The following is a 17,749-nucleotide window of genomic DNA, read 5'->3' as shown; positions in this document are numbered from 1 at the left end:
TGCAATCTTATCTCATGGTTAACTCAGCAATTTCCCGATCGCCGTTTCTAATTTCGCCAAGCCGCTATTAATTTCCTCTTCGGAAATAATCAATGACGGAGTGAAACGCAATACATTAGTGCCAGCATTGAGCATCATTAATCCTTCAACTGCACTCGCTTGCAGGATATCTTTCGAACGGTTCAATAGTTTGCCGTCTAATTCAGCGCCAATTAATAACCCCATTCCTCTGACCTCAGAGAAAATGTGGTATTTTTCATTCAGTTTATTTAAATGAGCGACAAATAATTCACGACGCTTTTCGACACCATTTAATACTTCCTCAGTATTAATAATATCAAACGCCGCATTACCTACTGCACACGCTAGGGGGTTGCCACCATAGGTGGTACCGTGCGAACCCACTTCCATGGTTTTTGCCACTTCTTCAGTGGTGATCATTGCACTAATAGGGAAACCGCCACCCAATGCTTTTGCCGTGGTTAAAATATCGGGGGTGACATTATAGTGCATATAAGAAAATAATTTACCAGTACGCCCCATACCGCTTTGCACTTCGTCAAAGATGAGTAATGCGTTATTATCATCACACAGCTTACGAACTCCTTGCAGAAATTCCGCTGTTGCTGCGGTTACGCCACCTTCACCTTGTACTGGTTCAAGAACTACTGCGCAGGTATTTTCATCAATGACCGCTTTGACCGCATCAAGGTCATTAAATGGCACATGGATAATATCGGCCGGTTTTGGCCCAAAACCATCTGCGTATTTCGCTTGCCCACCAACCGAAACGGTAAATAATGTGCGTCCGTGGAAAGCTTGTTTGAAAGCGATAATCTTCGTTTTATAGGGGTTATATTTAGTGATAGCGTAGCGACGCGCTAATTTAAACGCAGCTTCGTTAGCTTCTGAGCCGGAATTCACAAAAAACGCGCGGTCAGCAAATGTCGCATTCGTGAGCTTTTGTGCTAACTTTAACGCCTGCTCGTTGGTGAAAATATTACTGACATGCCATAGTTTTTCGCTTTGGTCACGCACAGCAGCCACCAAACTAGGGTGGCAATGCCCCAAAGCAAGAACAGCGATCCCACCAGCAAAATCAATATATTCTTTACCTTGCTGATCCCAAACGCGGCTACCTTCGCCTTTAACTGGAATAAATTCCGCTGGCGAAAAAATAGGTAACATAACTTGATCAAAAGTTTGCCGATTTACTACTGGTTGCTCAGACATACCCCTCACCTGCTCTTATTTAATGCAATTATGAAAATATAAGCATTAAATATGAATAAAAAATCAAAAAAGAGCAATAGCAAAGGGCATAATATGCATAATTAATTTTTTCTGAATACGATTGCTAAATTAATATTTTAGAAAATTATTTAGTAATTCATGGCCTTGTTCACTCAGAATACTTTCAGGATGGAACTGAACACCTTCTATAGGCAAGGTTTTGTGCCGTATTCCCATGATTTCATCAACATCACCATTATTCAGTGACCATGCGGATACATCAAAAGAAACAGGAAGAGTCTCTGCAGCAATCACCAGAGAATGGTAGCGTGTCACCGTCAAAGGGCGGTTTAAGCCCTTGAATACACCTTGATGGTTATGGTGAATGGCAGAAGTTTTACCGTGCATGACTTCTCGCGCTTTAACGACCGATGCACCAAATGCTTGCCCAATCGCTTGATGCCCTAAGCAAATGCCTAAAATGGGAAGTTTACCTGCAAAGTATTTTATCGCCTCAAGGGAGATGCCAGCCTCATCCGGTGTACATGGCCCAGGTGAAATCACAAGGTGTGTAGGCGAAAGCTGTTCAATTTCTTCGATGGTAATTTCATCATTACGTTTTACTACAACTTCAGCCCCTAACTCACAAAAGTATTGGTATAAGTTGTAAGTAAATGAATCGTAATTATCAATAAGTAGAAGCATATTAGCCTATCCGACTGATTTTTATCATTATATATTATTTTCTTATGCATATTTTTATCGTGTTGGCAATCAGAACGATGATTAAAACACCATAAAAATAATAAGGGCGGCTATCATAGCACAGCCAAAGCAGGAAAATAGCCTATTTAAGTCAATGATTGTTTTTTCTCAGAGAAAATTTCCATATAAAAATCATGGAATTATATTTACATCCCTATAACAAAGCTGTATTTTGGTTAAGAATTACTTTAAATACAATGAAATAAAAGACTGTTAAAAAGTAGCAAGCGCTGACACATTTTAACTAACACAGTTAATGAAGAAAAACTCAAAGAGGAAGGAAACGCGTTTTTTAAGAAAAGTGGGCACGTTAAAACAACCTACCCACAGTATTCGACACGACAGCTTTTAATGACTGTCGTTTTTAATCACTACGGCTTTTTAATCACTTCAGCAGAAATAATTGTAACCGGTTCAACTGGGACATTTTGATATGGCCCTACGTTTTCCGTTTTTACTTTAGAGATTTTATCTGCAACATCCATCCCCTTCACCACCTTACCAAATACAGCGTAACCGAAGTCACGTTGGCCGTGGTCTAAGAAAGCGTTATCAGCCACATTAATAAAGAATTGGCTCGTTGCGCTGTCTTTATTTGCAGTACGCGCCATAGAAATAGTACCGCGTAAATTACGTAAACCGTTATCCGCTTCATTTTTGATTGGAGCGCGAGTTTGTTTTTGCTGTAAATCTTTATTAAAGCCACCGCCTTGAATCATAAAACCAGGGATAACACGGTGGAAAGTGGTTCCGTTGTAATAACCTTCATTAACATACTGAACGAAGTTTTCTGTCGTAACAGGGGCTTTTTTGCTATTCAGTTCTAATTCGATATCACCCGCCGACGTGACTAATTTAACATAAGTTTCACCCGCAGATAATGCAAGAGAAGATGCGCTCATTGCGCAGATGGCCAAAAGTGGCACAAAAATTCGTTTTAACATGTAAGGTCCCTTTCGTTATAGCTCATTACAACTGCAATCAAGCAATTCTAGAGTGAAGCCAACAAGAATGCTGAAGATTTACCTATATTTACGCCAAAAAATAAAAACACACCGAATGCGCTAAATTCTAGACTAATTTCAGTAAAAAACGTCATTAATAATGGTTATTTTTCTATTATTACAATTTCGCAGGCTACAACACACACAAAATAATACCTGACACCAAGGAAAAGCGGTTAAGAGGATATTTCGAGTTGTCGGGAAGCGCTAAGCAAAGCTATAATCCTCGAGCCTTTTGAGGCTAACTCAGGGAGAACGACAAATGGCAATTAAAAATCATAACTACCAGATGGCAAAGTTTGTCATCAGTGCACCCGATATCCGTCATCTACCTAAAGATACTGGAATTGAGGTGGCTTTTGCTGGCCGCTCTAATGCGGGGAAATCCAGTGCGTTAAACGCATTAACACAGCAAAAAAGCTTAGCACGTACCAGCAAGACACCAGGAAGAACTCAGCTAATCAACCTATTTGAAGTTGAGGAAGGCGTTCGCCTTGTTGACCTTCCAGGTTATGGTTATGCCGAAGTTCCTGAAGAAATGAAACGTAAGTGGCAACAAGCTCTCGGGGAATATCTCCAAAAAAGAGAATGCATTAAGGGGCTTGTTGTATTAATGGATATCCGTCATCCATTAAAAGACCTCGATATGCAAATGATTGAGTGGTCTGTTGCAATGAATGTGCCAGTTCTGGTTTTACTCACTAAAGCAGACAAACTGGCCTCTGGAGCAAGAAAGAAACAGTTAATGGAAGTGCGTCAAGCACTTGCTCCGCTTGAAGGGGATATTGAAGTCGAATACTTTTCAGCACTGAAAAAAATTGGTGTCGATAAACTCCGCATTAAGCTAGATAGTTGGTATAACACACCGGCTTGATTTCTTTAGTGGTGAGCCAGAAATGGCTCATTACGCCCTCATATCTTCTAATTTACTGAATTTTAGATAAAAAAATGCTCCAGTCAAATACTTGACTGGAGCAGCTAATATTCAGCTAAATCCGATTACGTGAAGTAAAAGGTCTGAAAGATAGAACATCTTACCTCTGTACCCTACGCCTATTAATGTACTTTATTTTTCGCTCGAAAAAAAGCCTTTTTGTAATTTTTTTTCAAAGCTGTCTACGATTCAGCATAATAATACGAATGAAATTCGACAAAAAACGGATTTTAATTACATATTTATGAGATATATGTCGCATAAAAATGTTAATCATATCCTCAAGTTTCATCATGAAATAATTGATTTATTACAGAGTTATATTAAATTTCTAGTTAATAATTTCAAATGCATAATTATCTTTTATGTATTCGCTTAAACATAAAAAAACCCCCAATAACGTATTGGAGGTTTTGTAGATTCAATATTATTAAAAATTAATGGGCTTCATCCCAGTTATCGCCTATCCCCACATCCACTTTTAATGGTACATCCAGCTTCATGCTTTGTTCCATTAACAACTGAACCTGAGCTTGGACACGCTCTAACTCAGACTCTTTGACCTCAAAAACCAATTCATCGTGAACTTGCATTAGCATATCTGCATGTGGTTTTTCGGTTTGCAGCCAATTATCAACAGCAATCATGGCTTTTTTAATGATATCCGCTGCAGTTCCTTGCATTGGTGCGTTGATCGCTTCACGTTCTGCGGCTTTACGGCGCATCCCATTACTGGATTTAATATCTGCCAGATATAAACGGCGACCTTCGAGGGTCTCTACATAACCTTGTTCAGACGCTTGTAAGCGTGTGTTTTCCATATAACGCAATACACCAGGGTAGCGTTCAAAGTAGAGATCCATATAGCGCTGAGCTTCACCACGAGGGATCCCTAATTGACGTGCTAAGCCAAACGCACTCATGCCATAGATAAGCCCGAAGTTAATTGCCTTAGCACTACGGCGTTGGTCACTGGTGACTTGTTCCAGTGGTACACCAAAGACTTCAGCGGCCGTTGCTTTATGGATATCTTTCCCTTCCGCAAACGCAGTTAATAGGCCTTTATCTTGAGATAAATGCGCCATAATACGTAATTCAATTTGCGAGTAGTCCGCCGCCATCACTTTGTAGCCTTCACGAGCAATAAAGGCTTGGCGGATCCGGCGCCCCTCTTCAGTTCTAACAGGGATATTTTGTAAGTTAGGATCCCGAGAAGACAAACGCCCTGTAGCTGTGACAGCTTGGTGGTAAGAAGTATGAACACGCTGAGTACGCGGGTTAATCATCAGAGGCAGTTTATCCGTATACGTGGATTTTAATTTGGCTAAACTACGGTGCTCAAGCAACAATTTTGGCAATGCATGATTCAGCGCCAATTCTTCAAGCACTTCTTCATTCGTCGACGCTGCCCCACTTGGCGTTTTCTTTATCACTGGCAATTGTAATTTTTCGAATAAAATCGTTTGCAATTGTTTTGGTGAAGCGAGGTTAAATTCTTCCCCCGCAAGTTCGAAAGCCTCTTTTTCCAGCTCAGCTAAACGGGCAGTAATCACTTTTGACTGCGCAGCAAGCACATTTGCGTCAATTAAAACACCTTTTCGCTCCATGCGGACTAACACTGGCACAAGTGGCATTTCAATATTTTGGAAAATATGATTAAGCTTTGGCTCCGCTTCTAATTGTGGGTATAACGCTTGGTGCAGTAATAACGTGACATCTGCATCTTCCGCTGCATAATTAGCCGCTTCTTCTAAGGCAATTTGATTAAATGTCAGCTGTTTTTTGCCCTTACCCGCGATTTCTTCAAAGCTCACAGTTTTGTGGTTTAAATGGCGATCGGCCAAACTGTCCATATCATGGCGCCCCATCCCCGCAACACTATTTAACACATACGATTCCAGCATGGTGTCATAACCGATACCTTTTAATTCAATACCGTAGTTTTCAAGAACTTCTGCATCATATTTCAAGTTCTGGCCAACTTTGAGAATTTTTTCACTCTCAAGTAAAGGTTTCATAACGTCCAAAACTTCTTCTAGAGGGAGTTGTACTGGCGCATCAAGGTAATCGTGGCCTAATGGCAAATAAGCAGCATGTCCTGGCTCAATTGCAAATGACATGCCCACTAAACGGGCTTCTTGGGTATCTAAGCTATCGGTTTCAGTATCAAAAGCAAATAATGATGCCTTGCTCAGTTTCTCAACCCAGCGCTCTAAATCTGCTTTTTCTAAAATCGTTTGGTAATTTTCAGCACTCAATGTTGGCGTTGTTGGGGTTGATGGCTTGGCAGCTGACGTTGCTGGCGTTGAGTTCACTTTTGTACTTGTGCCTTTCCCCTCCATCCAAGTCCCATTTTCAACATCCGTTAACCAACGTTTAAATTCATAACGGCTGAATAATTGATGTAGCTTATCCACATCTGGCTGAGCAATTTGTAACTCTTCACAGGTTTTTTCCAGCTCAACATCCGTTTTAATCGTCGCTAATTGATATGATAAAAAAGCAACATCACGGTTTTCAGCCATTTTAGGGGCTAAAGTTTTAGAGCCTCTAAAACCTAATGGAGCGATAGCTTCAAGGTCATTATAAATTGCTTCTAAGCTACCAATACCTTGCAGTAAGGCTAGCGCTGTTTTTTCGCCCACACCAGGCACGCCAGGAATGTTATCTGACGAATCCCCCATTAAGGCTAAAAAGTCGATAATAAGTTCAGGGGGCACACCGTATTTTTCTTTGACTTCATCAGGCCCTAAAATAGTGTTATTCATGGTATTGATGAGCGTAATATTAGGCTCAACTAACTGCGCCATATCTTTATCGCCCGTACTGATTAACACTGGCATACCTTTTCGGCTTGCTTCACAGGCTAATGTTCCGATGACGTCATCGGCTTCTACCCCTGAAACAACAAGCAAAGGCAACCCCATCGCTTCCACCATTTCATGCAATGGGGCGATTTGAGCGCGCAAGTCATCAGGCATCGGTGGGCGATGAGACTTATAGCTTTCGAACAATTCATCACGAAATGTTTTTCCCTTCGCATCAAAGACAACCGCTACATGGCTAGGTTTATACTGCATAATTAAACTGCGTAGCATATTAAGCACGCCATACATTGCCCCTGTAGGCTCACCAGCACTATTGGTCAGTGGAGGGAATGCATGGTAAGCACGGTATAGGTAAGAGGAACCATCAACCAAAATAAGGGGGTTTTCTGCAATCTGAGCCATAATCTGTCATCATCTTTTAGTCAGGAACGGATACTAATAGGATGCCATAATGTCGCCTCAGATACATCCCAAGTTTTATATTCCGCTTAATCGCGTTGTTAAAAGCACATCAAATCATTCACGATTTCAAATACATTATTTATTACGATTAGTTAAAATTATTATTTACAATTAAATTAATCACACCAATGTACTAAATACCTGATTAACATCCTGTGGATAACCTTGTGTGTAAAATTATGTTATTCCGTAAATTCAATAAGTAATACGATAACCGAGAGTAAAGACAGGAAAGTAAAATCAAAGGGTTAGCACAAGATTGAGTGAATTTAATACAGCTTAGAGAATGTCTTAGAATTGTGGATATTGATAGGAGAAAAAAGACGATGGCAAATTTACCACCGTCTATTTGCGATTATTTTTTACTGACTAAGAAGTTCACAACGTTAGAGAACTCTTTGCCATAATCAGCGGCATTATCAACTGAGATACCGTTATTACGAACTTGGTATTTACCATCAACAAATAATGCAGGAACACCGCGCAGTTTTAAGTCTTGCGCTGCATTTTGCTGTTTCGCAACGATAGATTTTACAACGAAGCTATTTAAAGCTGCATCATACTCTTCACCAGAAATACCGGCTTTGATAAAGGCATTACGAATATCTGCTTTGCTGTTGATAGTTTGCGTTTTTTGGATACCTTCAAACAAAATAGGCGTCACTTTGTCTTCTGCTTTCAGGACAATCGCAACAGCCCAAGCTTGGGTTAAATCAGCACCTAAAGGACCGAGAAAATCAACGTGATAACGTTCCATTTTCACGCCTTCTGGCAAGTTTTTTTCTACGGTTTGAGGCACTTTATACACGCTCTCAAATTGATAGCAGTGTGGGCAATAAAATGAGAAGAACTCCAGAACTTGTGGCAAATTCGGTACAGCTTTAACATCAGTATACTCTTTACCTTCCGTGTAGTTTGCCGCTGCAGCACTAAAAGACATGGCAATACCAAGCAAAGCCAACATAATTTTTTTCATAGACTACATTCTCCAAAAACAAAAACTTAAAAGTTAAAACTGAGGGGTTAACTGCAAAGGGGCGTCTTGCAACCGTTCAATCTGTTGATTAAATTCGAGCGATTGTTTTTGCCAAAAATCATCAGCTTGTAGCCAAGAAAATGCTCGAGGAAATGCTGGGTCTTGCCAACGACGGATAATCCACCCGAGATAATGTACCATACGCATTGCCCTAAGAGGTTCAATAAGCTTCAGCTGTTTTACATCAAAATCACAAAACTCATTATACGTTTCTAACAACGTATCCAATTGAATGACTTGTTCTTGGCGAGAGCCATTAAGTAGCATCCAAAGGTCTTGGATTGCAGGCCCGTTTCGGGCGTCATCAAAATCCACCAGCCAAGCTTCATCACGCCATAGAATATTGCCTGGGTGGCAATCACCTTGTAAACGAATAGATGAAATTGAGCTAGGCCACTGCAATTTTACTTGTGCAATCAATGCATCTAATGACTCTATAAATTGGGACTTATAACGTTCTGCAATTAAAGGGCTCGATGCTATCACTTGGCGAGGTTGTGCCAAATATTCATCGAGACCTATTGTCGGACGAAATGCAAAATTTTTACGCTGACCAATTTGGTGTATACGCCCTAATAAGTGGCCGACACTTTCTAATTGAAACAAGTTATCTGTTTCATATTGTCTGCCGCCGACACTCGGAAAAATTGCAAATATAAACCCACCAAATTCCAATACCGTTTGCCCTGCAAATTCAAGAGGTGCAGCTACAGATAACCCTTCATCTTGAAGCTCTAAAGTGAAATCATGTTCTTCTTGAATTTGTGAACGATTCCAACGCTCGGGACGATAAAATTTAACCACATAGCGTTGCCGATTTTCGTCTTGAAACTGATAAACTCGATTTTCGTAGCTATTTAATTCAAGCAGCCCAGATTCGGGGTAAACCCCGACTTCCATTAAGGCGTCTAAAATTAAGTCAGGGGAAATTCCACTAAAATGGAAATTCGAATGTTCTATTTGATCCATCGCGTTTTAATCTTTAATAATGCCACGGGCACGCAAAATAGCGGTTTTAAAGTCATCTTCATAATCTTTTTTTAAACCTGGGATCGCTTCATTGCTGTCCGAGCCACGCATTTTTAAATGATAAATCAGCACATCATCTGTTAACTCAGATAAACTGCCTTTAAAACCTGCTTCGTCAGCCAGTTTTTGCAATAATTCAACCAAGTTTAAATCTGAATTATCTTTCCAGACAGGGTGCAGAAGTTCAATAACTTCATTTAAGCGATGGCATTTCATGTTTATTCCTTTATCACGAATATTCGATACAAGTTACCAATAATCATACAAGAGAAAAAGCTAACTGTTGTCAATCTACGTAAAGTTTAACTGCAATACGCAGGAATATTCATTGATTTTATAGCAAAATAGAATAAATTTTAGTAATTACTATACTCGAAAGTGTTTTCTCGGAATGTTGAAACATTTTCTTGAAGATATTCAAGGATATTGAACATGTCATTTCGTCAGTCAATAACCGGGGTCATACTTGCAGGCGGCCGAGGAAGCAGAATGGGTGGGCAAGATAAAGGCTTAGTCCCTTTACTCAGTAAACCACTCTACCAGTATATTTTAGCGCGTTTAAGCCCCCAAGTGGGCCAAGTCATCATCAATGCAAACCGCAATCAAGCGCGTTATCGAGAGAGCCAGTTGACCGTTATTTCTGATTTAAATCACGATTTTTCCGGTCCACTCGCTGGAATGCAAGCTGCACTACACTATGCTAAGACAGAGTGGTTGCTATTTGTACCTTGTGACGTTCCTGATTTTCCACTTAATTTAGCTAAAAAAATGTTTAGAGAGAAAGGCACTCACCTTGCCTGTTACGCACAAGATAATGAACGAGAACATCCAACATTCGCTTTACTGCACAACTCGCTTAAAACTCGCCTTGATGATTACCTTGCAAGAGGCGATCGCAAACTGATGCTATTTATGCGTGAAATCGACGCAAAAGGTATCATTTTTACGTCAGAATCTGACACGTTTATTAATTTAAATACTCTGGAAGATAGCCGTCTATGGGAGCGGCAACGAAAATAGCCATGAATCACAATACGCTACCTCTACTTGGCATTACCGCTTATAGCGGCACTGGCAAAACAACATTATTAAAAAAAGTGATCCCGTTACTTCGCAAACGTAATGTTCGCGTTGGTTTAATTAAGCACACTCACCATGACATGGAAGTGGATAAACCGGGCAAAGACAGCTTTGAATTACGTAAGGCAGGTGCAGACCAAACACTCGTTGCTAGTGAAAAACGCTGGGCATTAATGACTGAGACCCCCGACGCTAATGAAATGGATCTACGCTATTTAGCCAGCCGTTTCGATCCCTCATCATTAGATCTGATCCTCGTTGAAGGATTTAAACATGAAACGATCGATAAAATCGCGTTGTTTCGCTCTGAGGTGGGTAAACCCCTTAATGGCTTGATAGATAACTATGTGGTTGCTGTTGCAAGTAATGAAATCATTGATACTCACGTGCCGCAATTAGATATCAATAACCCGGAGCAAATCGCTGATTACATTGTGTCTTGGTGGCAAAAAAGTCAATAACTCCCTAATACTGCGTTTATTTTTTGGCGAAAATAAGCGCGGTTTAAATTCATTAAAAATAACCTAAAGACGCTCATGACTCGTACTCAACGTTTACTGACCTTATTGCAGATACTCAAAGAGAATCGCTACCCTATTACCGCTGAAGCACTTTCATCACAACTGCAAGTCAGCGTGCGTTCTATCTATCGAGATATTGAATCTCTACGTGACCAGGGTGCTGAAATTATCGGGGAAGCCGGTATTGGCTACCAATTAAAAACGGGTCTGTTATTACCGCCTTTAGCTTTCGATGAAAATGAACTTGAAGCCTTAACATTAGGTTTACGTTGGGTAAAAAGTAATGCAGACACCGAACTAAAAAACTCCGCAATACGGGCAATAAGTAAAATTAATGCCGTAGTAGCAGGTCATTCACAGAAAATCCTAAATCAAAATACCTTATTTGCACCTACCACACATTTCTATGAAATTAACGACATCATCGTTAAAGACTTACGTTTAAGTTTACGAGAAGAATGCAAAGCCAAAATGACTTATCTTGACGGACAAAACCAGCCTAGTGAACGAATTATTTGGCCAATTGCGATTGGTTATATGAAAGATTCACAAGTACTGGCTGCTTGGTGTGAATTACGGAAAAGCTACCGCCACTTTCGTTTAGACCGCATTCAATCTTATTGTGCTCTTACTGACAAACTCCCTTATCCAAAAAACTACCTGCTAGAACGCTGGCAAAAAGAAGTATTGTGCGTCTCTCCTGACAATTTCTGACACTCAGCTCCCTTATAGTAAGCGTTCAACTTCATATAAGGAAATCACCATGAGCGAACTGGTTCTTTTTACTAATTCAATGTCACGTGGCAACACGGTCGACCTACTATTAAAAATTTTAAATGTTCCTTACAAGCGTATTGAATTAGGTTATGGTGCAGATATGCATACGGCTGAATATCTTGCAATTAATCCGATGGCGAAAGTTCCCGCACTTGTTGATGGTGATGCGATTGTGACGGAAACGGCGGCAATTTGTCTCTATCTAGCCGATAAATTTATTGAAAAAGGCTTAGCGCCTGCATTGAATGACCCTAAACGTGCAGATTATTATCGCTGGTTCCTATTTACTGCTGGGCCCATTGAATCCGCATTCACTATCAATAACTTAGGGATTCAATTAGATGAAGAGCAGCAAAAATCTTCTGGCTTTGGTTCTGTCGAACGCACAATGGCCTGTTTAGAAATCGGTTTAAACAATGCTAAACCGTTTATTTGTGGTGAGCAATTTACTGCTGTCGATGTGTATGTCGGTGCATTTGTGATGTTTTTAGTCAAATACCAAATCATGGAAACCACCCCTGCGATGCAAAAATACCTTGATAGCTTAGCAGTCATTCCTGCGATTGCAGAACTGTTGACAAAATAATGCCAAAAAAAAGCTAAGCTCAAATGAACTTAGCTTTTAATTTAAATAACCAATACTTAACGCATGGTCACAAATTCTTCTGCCGCTGTTGGGTGAATGGCCACCGTATTATCAAAGTCTTTTTTGGTTGCACCCATTTTTAATGCAACCGCAAAGCCTTGTAAGATTTCATCCATACCAAAACCAATACCGTGAATACCCACGATTTTTTCTTCTTCACCCACACAGACCAATTTCATACGGCAAGGCTGACGATGCGAAGTGACGGCGGTATACATGGCTGTGAAAGATGACTTATAGCATTTCACTTTATCAGCACCATATTTTTCAATCGCTTCTGGCTCAGTTAAACCAACTGTACCAATTGGTGGGTGAGAGAACACCACCGTTGGGATATTACTGTAATCTAAGTGTTCATCCGGTTTATTATTAAATAAACGTTCAGATAAACGACGACCCGCAGCAACCGCAACAGGGGTTAACTCAACGGCACCAGTGTTATCACCAACTGCATAGACACCCGGTACATTGGTATTTTGGTATTTATCAACCTTGATATAACCTTTTTCATTCAGTGCGACGCCTGTGGCTTCAATATTCAGGTTATCTGTCATTGGTTCACGACCAATAGCCCAAATTAATGCATCGACGGTTTGTTCTTGGCCATTTTCCAGTTTTAACGTCAGTGAGCCATCTGCATTTTTCACGACTTCTTTTGGAATTGATTCAGTATGCAGTTTAGGGCCTTCCGTATTCATGACTTCCACTAATGTTTCGACAATCAGTGGGTCAAATGAGCGCAGTGGTGCATGTTTACGTACAAATAAATGCGCCTCTGCACTTAAACCATTTAATACACCCGCGAGCTCAACGGCAATATAGCCAGCGCCCACGACTGCAACACGTTTTGGTAATGCTTCAAGTTCAAAGAAACCGTCAGAAGTCATTCCATATTCTGCCCCTGGGATAGCAGGGATCACAGGGCGCCCGCCAGTTGCAATCAAAATATGGTCTGCGGTGTAAGTTTCACCATTTACCTCAACAGTATGGGCGTCAATAAAACGTGCAAAACCATTGATGACATCAACTTTATTATTACCTAAAACACGGTCATAAGACTGGTGAATACGGTCAATATAAGCAGTACGACTATCAATAAGTGTTTTCCAATCAAAACGATTAATTGTCGCATCAAAACCATAATCAGGACCATAATTGCGAATAGCTTCCGAGATTTGTGCTGCATGCCACATCACCTTTTTCGGTACGCAGCCCACGTTAACACAAGTCCCACCTAATGCTTTCGCCTCAATTAAGGCACATTTTTGTCCATACATTGCTGCACGGTTCATCGACGCAATACCACCGCTTCCGCCACCAATTGCGATATAGTCGTAATGTTTGCTCATAATTTGGTTATTCCCATTGATTGAATGATTTATGAATGCATTTTCTCGCATCATGCTATTGATTGTCATGGCATAAATAGCGCTTTACGATAGATAACACCTGTTAATTTAATCGGTATTACCTATCAAAAATACAGTTTACTCTGGAACAATCCACTCAACTAACGTATGTCCAGTACCTTCAGGAACGAGTGTTTTGTGTAACCACGGCAGCACATTCTTCATTTGCTGCTCAAGTTTCCAAGGTGGGTTGATAACAATCATACCGGATGCCGTCATTCCACGTTGATCGCTATCAGGACGTACCGCCAATTCAATTTGTAGTATTTTTCGAATACCTGTTGCTTCTAATTGATTGACCATACGCTTAATTTGTTGACGCAATACAACAGGATACCAAATTGCATATGTTCCTGTTGCAAAGCGTTTATAGCCTTCCACCCCCCCTTTCACGACCGCTTCATAATCCGTCTTCATCTCATAAGGTGGATCCATTAGCGCAAAGCCACGTCGACTCTGTGGGGGTAATTTCGATTTCAGTTGTTGATAACCATCTTCCCTGAAAACCTGCGCGCGGTTATCTCGTGAAAACTCCGTACGTAATAACGGATAATCGCTCGAATGTAATTCCGTTAATACCAGCTTATCGTGTTCACGTAATAAATATTTTGCCAATAATGGTGAGCCTGGGTAATAGCGTAAACGCCCATTATCATTCAGTTGGCGCACAATATTCATGTACGGCAATAATTCCTCAGGTAAATCCGGTTGCTCCCAAATACGCGCAATCCCTTCAAGATATTCACCTGTTTTTTCCGCATGTTCCCCCGTTAATTGATAACGGCCAGCACCTGAGTGCGTATCTATATACAGAAACGGTTTTTCTTTCTCTTTCAGAGATTCAATGATCAAGCTCTGTACCGTGTGTTTTAGCACATCGGCATGGTTGCCTGCGTGAAAGCTGTGACGATAACTTAACATGTAACGTTTATTTCCTGAGGAAATTCAATATTAGCCACTAAGATGACTATTATTAAATAGGTTCTTTAAAGATAGCCTTTTTGAATAAAAAATAGACCGGATTTATTCTTCCGCCTCATTATAGCTAAATTTAGCAATAAATGTCATAACCATAGTCACGCTAAAATTCACATGACCAGAATGAAAGAAAACGCTATCCTAAACACAAATTTAAAAATAAACAGAGGTAAATTATGAATAAGTTACTTATCACCACCAGCGCTTGTGTTTTATTTTTTGCTAGCTCATCAGCAATAGCAGCAAAAACACAAAACGGCTGCGAAATAAAAAAACAACGCATCGAAGAACAAATCAATTACGCTAAGCAACATGGAAATCAGCATCGAGTAAGAGGCTTAGAAGAAGCATTAGATAATGTGAATCGTTATTGCACGCCTGAATCTTTATACCGTGATAGCCAAAAAGAGGTAGCAGAGAAAACAGAAAAAGTGCAAGAACGCGAAGCTGAATTGCAAGAAGAAAAACTAGAGGGTAATGACCGTAGCAAAATTGAAAAGCGTGAGAGAAAATTAGCAGAAGCACAAGCTGAATTAAAAGAGGCCCAAGCTGAGCTGAAAGTTTATAAAGATGCGCTTTAGCCTATCGCCCCTTTTCCTCTGATTAATTAATTAGTTACTTTAATTTTAAACAAACATTCCAATGACTATTTATCTCATAACACAGTCATTGGGATGAATTTATTGGCCAATTTAAGCTATAGTATTGTGCATATCATTCATTTATAGGCATTAAATAGGTCGAAAAGTCAGACAATTTTAGTTGCGGGAAAAGGGGATTAAATGTCGAATACGCAGGAAGAAGAACAAAAAGATACCAATAAACTGAAAGCGACACTGAATAAAAGTATTGATGGCAGTAAAAAAGCATTGACCTTCTCAATGCGAGTTGTGAACTTTATTTGTGCGATTCCATTTATTGCTCATATCATTCGTACTGCACAACGTTTTAACGACCGAATGGGAAACCAGTTTGGGGCTGCAATTACCTATTTTTCCTTTCTCTCTTTAATTCCTGTTTTAATGTTTTCATTCGCCGCTGCCGGTTTTGTATTAGCAAGCAATCCTGAATTACTTGAAAAATTAGTTCGTGGAATTTCTGCAAATATTACTGACCCTACGCTCGCAAATACATTAGAAAGAACAATCGATACAGCGATACGTCAACGTACGACAGTTGGATTAACCGGGCTAGCCTTAGCCGTATACTCAGGCGTTAATTGGGTTAATAACTTACGCTTGGCTATTTTGGCGCAATCACGTTCTGTATGGGAACGTAATGAAGATGAACAGGAAAATATTATTTTCCGCTATATTCGCGACTTCTTTGCTTTAATTGGTCTACTTATTGCCTTAATTGTGACAATTACCCTGACTTCTGTTGCTGGCTCTGCACAGGCGACGATTGTCAGTACGCTTGGGCTAGACGGTATAGAATGGCTTAAACCTGCTTGGACACTGATTGGCTTAACCATATCCATTACAGCCAACTTCCTATTATTTTTATGGATTTTTTGGATCCTACCGCGTATGCAGCATCGCCGCAGATCACTATTTAAAGGAACATTGCTGGCGGCCATTGGGTTTGAAATTATTAAATCCATTATGACTTGGATTTTGCCTAACCTTGCTTCATCGCCTTCTGGAGCCGCATTTGGTTCAGTCCTTGGGCTAATGGCCTTCTTCTACTTCTTTGCGCGTTTAACTTTATTTTGCGCGGCTTGGATAGCCACTGATGAGCCAAAAGGTTCATTGGATAACGAAATGGTTGAATAGCAACTTATTGAGGGCGGTGATGTTAACCCGCCCTGCCACGCTTAAAACTCACGTTTCATTTCTTCTGCTAACGTTCTAACCAATAATGACGCTGGCATCTCGCGAGCTTTCGCGACACTCTGCCCCGCCCAGTATGCTGCAAACTCATCGCTACCGGACTTCATTGCCGCCGCATTAAGTTGCTTACCAATATCATAAACTAATGGGTAATCAGGTAATTTACTTGTCTCGTAGCCGTTACCTACTTGAATAAATTGATTAATAATCCCTCTCGCTGGACGTCCTGAAATTGCAGAAGTTAATTGAGTGTGATCCCCAGTTTGCTGTTTGATCTTAGCTCGGTATCCTGCATTCGCAGCAGATTCAGGACAAAGCAAAAATGCCGTTCCTAATTGTGCGGCAGCAGCACCGAACTCTAAAGCCATATTGATGGCTTGCCCATCCATCATGCCACCCGCTGCAATTACTGGTAAATCAATGTGTTGAGAGATTAATGTCACTAATTCATAAGTGGTGAGTTCTTCATCTAAAGCTTGTAAATCAAACATGCCTCGATGCCCTCCCGCTTCAATACCTTGTGCAACTACGGCGTCAATTCCAGCCAGTTCAACTTGTTGTGCTTCGTGCAAATTCGTAGCCGTCGCCATCGTATAGATACCGTGTTGCTTGAATTGTTGTATCACCTCGGTGGATGGAATATTAAAATGAAAACTCACTACTGCAGGTTTTGTTTCGAGTAGCATCGATAACATTTCTGAGTTATCTAAAAAAGTTTGATAAATTTCATTGAGATAAGTAGGGGGAGCCTCATTAAATTGGGCAAAATAAGGTGCTAAATACTGGATCCATCCCTGTTCATTAGCGGGATAACGTTTAGCCGGTAAATGGCAAAATAAATTGACATTGAATGCTTTACTTGTCAGTGCTTGCGTTTGAGTAATCAATTGGCGAGCTTGTTCCACTGAATTTGCGCCTAAGCCAAGCGAGCCAAGCCCACCCGCCTCTGAGACCGCAGCAGCTAGTGTTGGAGTAGAAACACCCGCCATCGGCGCTTGTATGATGGGATAACGCAAACCTAACCGTTGTAGAAATGTATTCGAGTTGTTCATGTTCTTTCCTTTACTTCAATATCCGGGTACATTTTATGTTCTTATATTGAAGATAAACATAGCACCAAATTTATATAAAAAGAAAAAACACTTGCCATCATATGATCGCCAACTTGTTTCTTTAAGCGCATTTAAAGCGTACATTGAATTGTATAAATATGAT

General features: G+C 40.4%; 18 protein-coding genes. 7 read left to right on the top strand and 11 right to left on the bottom strand.

Going from position 1 to position 17,749, the window contains the following annotated elements; all coding sequences use genetic code 11:
- Positions 1-18 precede the first annotated feature (18 nt).
- The 3 genes from PSF28_RS12975 to ppiA all read right to left on the bottom strand — a co-directional run bounded on the left by PSF28_RS12975 (position 19) and on the right by ppiA (position 2,942).
- A complete protein-coding gene (locus tag PSF28_RS12975; protein WP_272685171.1) occupies positions 19-1,233 on the bottom strand; it encodes an aspartate aminotransferase family protein in 1,215 nt (404 codons plus the stop codon).
- 129 nt (positions 1,234-1,362) lie between these two features.
- Positions 1,363-1,938, bottom strand: a complete 576-nt coding sequence (locus PSF28_RS12970) for an aminodeoxychorismate synthase component II (RefSeq protein ID WP_004265957.1) — start codon at positions 1,936-1,938, stop codon at positions 1,363-1,365.
- A gap of 431 nt (positions 1,939-2,369) precedes the next feature.
- Complete coding sequence (gene ppiA / locus PSF28_RS12965) at positions 2,370-2,942, bottom strand: peptidylprolyl isomerase A (protein WP_004265959.1); 573 nt, start codon at positions 2,940-2,942, stop codon at positions 2,370-2,372.
- A gap of 322 nt (positions 2,943-3,264) precedes the next feature.
- Here ppiA and yihA point away from each other — a divergent pair, with 322 nt between their 5' ends.
- The gene (gene yihA / locus PSF28_RS12960) at positions 3,265-3,876 is read left to right on the top strand and encodes a ribosome biogenesis GTP-binding protein YihA/YsxC (RefSeq protein WP_125891687.1); all 612 of its coding nucleotides are present in this window, start codon (positions 3,265-3,267) and stop codon (positions 3,874-3,876) included.
- Between the two features lie 111 nt (positions 3,877-3,987).
- Here the strand turns inward: yihA and PSF28_RS23655 are convergent, their stop codons facing one another.
- The 5 genes from PSF28_RS23655 to PSF28_RS12940 form a co-directional block, all read right to left on the bottom strand.
- A complete protein-coding gene (locus PSF28_RS23655) occupies positions 3,988-4,035 on the bottom strand; it encodes a hypothetical protein (RefSeq protein ID WP_438361642.1) in 48 nt (15 codons plus the stop codon).
- Positions 4,036-4,373: 338 nt separating this feature from the next.
- A complete protein-coding gene (polA, locus tag PSF28_RS12955; RefSeq protein WP_210837235.1) occupies positions 4,374-7,166 on the bottom strand; it encodes a DNA polymerase I in 2,793 nt (930 codons plus the stop codon).
- 415 nt (positions 7,167-7,581) lie between these two features.
- Positions 7,582-8,202 carry a thiol:disulfide interchange protein DsbA gene (gene dsbA, locus PSF28_RS12950; protein WP_210837234.1) on the bottom strand — a complete coding sequence of 207 codons (621 nt, stop codon included), beginning with the start codon at positions 8,200-8,202 and terminating at the stop codon, positions 7,582-7,584.
- Positions 8,203-8,235: 33 nt separating this feature from the next.
- Positions 8,236-9,231, bottom strand: a complete 996-nt coding sequence (locus PSF28_RS12945) for a serine/threonine protein kinase (RefSeq protein ID WP_247605334.1) — start codon at positions 9,229-9,231, stop codon at positions 8,236-8,238.
- Positions 9,232-9,237: 6 nt separating this feature from the next.
- Positions 9,238-9,507: a YihD family protein gene (locus PSF28_RS12940; protein WP_004262581.1), complete on the bottom strand. Its 270-nt coding sequence runs from the start codon at positions 9,505-9,507 to the stop codon at positions 9,238-9,240.
- 216 nt (positions 9,508-9,723) lie between these two features.
- Between PSF28_RS12940 and mobA the strand changes: the two genes are divergently transcribed.
- From mobA to PSF28_RS12920, 4 genes are all read left to right on the top strand, one after another.
- Entirely contained in the window at positions 9,724-10,311 is a 588-nt protein-coding gene (gene mobA, locus PSF28_RS12935) for a molybdenum cofactor guanylyltransferase MobA (protein ID WP_272685170.1), read from the top strand.
- 2 nt (positions 10,312-10,313) lie between these two features.
- On the top strand, positions 10,314-10,832 hold the full coding sequence (gene mobB, locus PSF28_RS12930; protein WP_210837232.1) for a molybdopterin-guanine dinucleotide biosynthesis protein MobB: 519 nt from the start codon (positions 10,314-10,316) through the stop codon (positions 10,830-10,832).
- A 75-nt stretch (positions 10,833-10,907) separates the two neighbouring features.
- Positions 10,908-11,606, top strand: a complete 699-nt coding sequence (locus tag PSF28_RS12925; RefSeq protein WP_210837231.1) for a helix-turn-helix transcriptional regulator — start codon at positions 10,908-10,910, stop codon at positions 11,604-11,606.
- A gap of 49 nt (positions 11,607-11,655) precedes the next feature.
- Positions 11,656-12,255, top strand: coding sequence for a glutathione S-transferase family protein (locus PSF28_RS12920; protein WP_210837229.1), 600 nt, complete (start codon positions 11,656-11,658; stop codon positions 12,253-12,255).
- 56 nt (positions 12,256-12,311) lie between these two features.
- Here the strand turns inward: PSF28_RS12920 and gorA are convergent, their stop codons facing one another.
- Both gorA and PSF28_RS12910 read right to left on the bottom strand, forming a co-directional pair.
- A complete protein-coding gene (gene gorA / locus PSF28_RS12915) occupies positions 12,312-13,664 on the bottom strand; it encodes a glutathione-disulfide reductase (RefSeq protein WP_272685169.1) in 1,353 nt (450 codons plus the stop codon).
- Between the two features lie 138 nt (positions 13,665-13,802).
- Positions 13,803-14,645: a 23S rRNA (adenine(2030)-N(6))-methyltransferase RlmJ gene (locus PSF28_RS12910; RefSeq protein WP_272685168.1), complete on the bottom strand. Its 843-nt coding sequence runs from the start codon at positions 14,643-14,645 to the stop codon at positions 13,803-13,805.
- A 233-nt stretch (positions 14,646-14,878) separates the two neighbouring features.
- Between PSF28_RS12910 and PSF28_RS12905 the strand changes: the two genes are divergently transcribed.
- Positions 14,879-15,283 (top strand): DUF1090 domain-containing protein, encoded by a 405-nt coding sequence (locus PSF28_RS12905; protein ID WP_210837226.1) that lies wholly within the window; start codon positions 14,879-14,881, stop codon positions 15,281-15,283.
- Between the two features lie 201 nt (positions 15,284-15,484).
- Positions 15,485-16,477, top strand: coding sequence for an inner membrane protein YhjD (gene yhjD / locus PSF28_RS12900; RefSeq protein WP_210837224.1), 993 nt, complete (start codon positions 15,485-15,487; stop codon positions 16,475-16,477).
- Between the two features lie 41 nt (positions 16,478-16,518).
- Here the strand turns inward: yhjD and PSF28_RS12895 are convergent, their stop codons facing one another.
- Positions 16,519-17,586 carry an NAD(P)H-dependent flavin oxidoreductase gene (locus tag PSF28_RS12895; RefSeq protein ID WP_272685167.1) on the bottom strand — a complete coding sequence of 356 codons (1,068 nt, stop codon included), beginning with the start codon at positions 17,584-17,586 and terminating at the stop codon, positions 16,519-16,521.
- Positions 17,587-17,749 lie beyond the last annotated feature (163 nt).

Source organism: Providencia sp. PROV130, assembly GCF_028482225.1.
GTDB lineage: Bacteria > Pseudomonadota > Gammaproteobacteria > Enterobacterales > Enterobacteriaceae > Providencia > Providencia rettgeri.
Note: the sequence above shows the minus strand (reverse complement) of the source record. Positions and strands in the feature narration are given on the sequence as shown.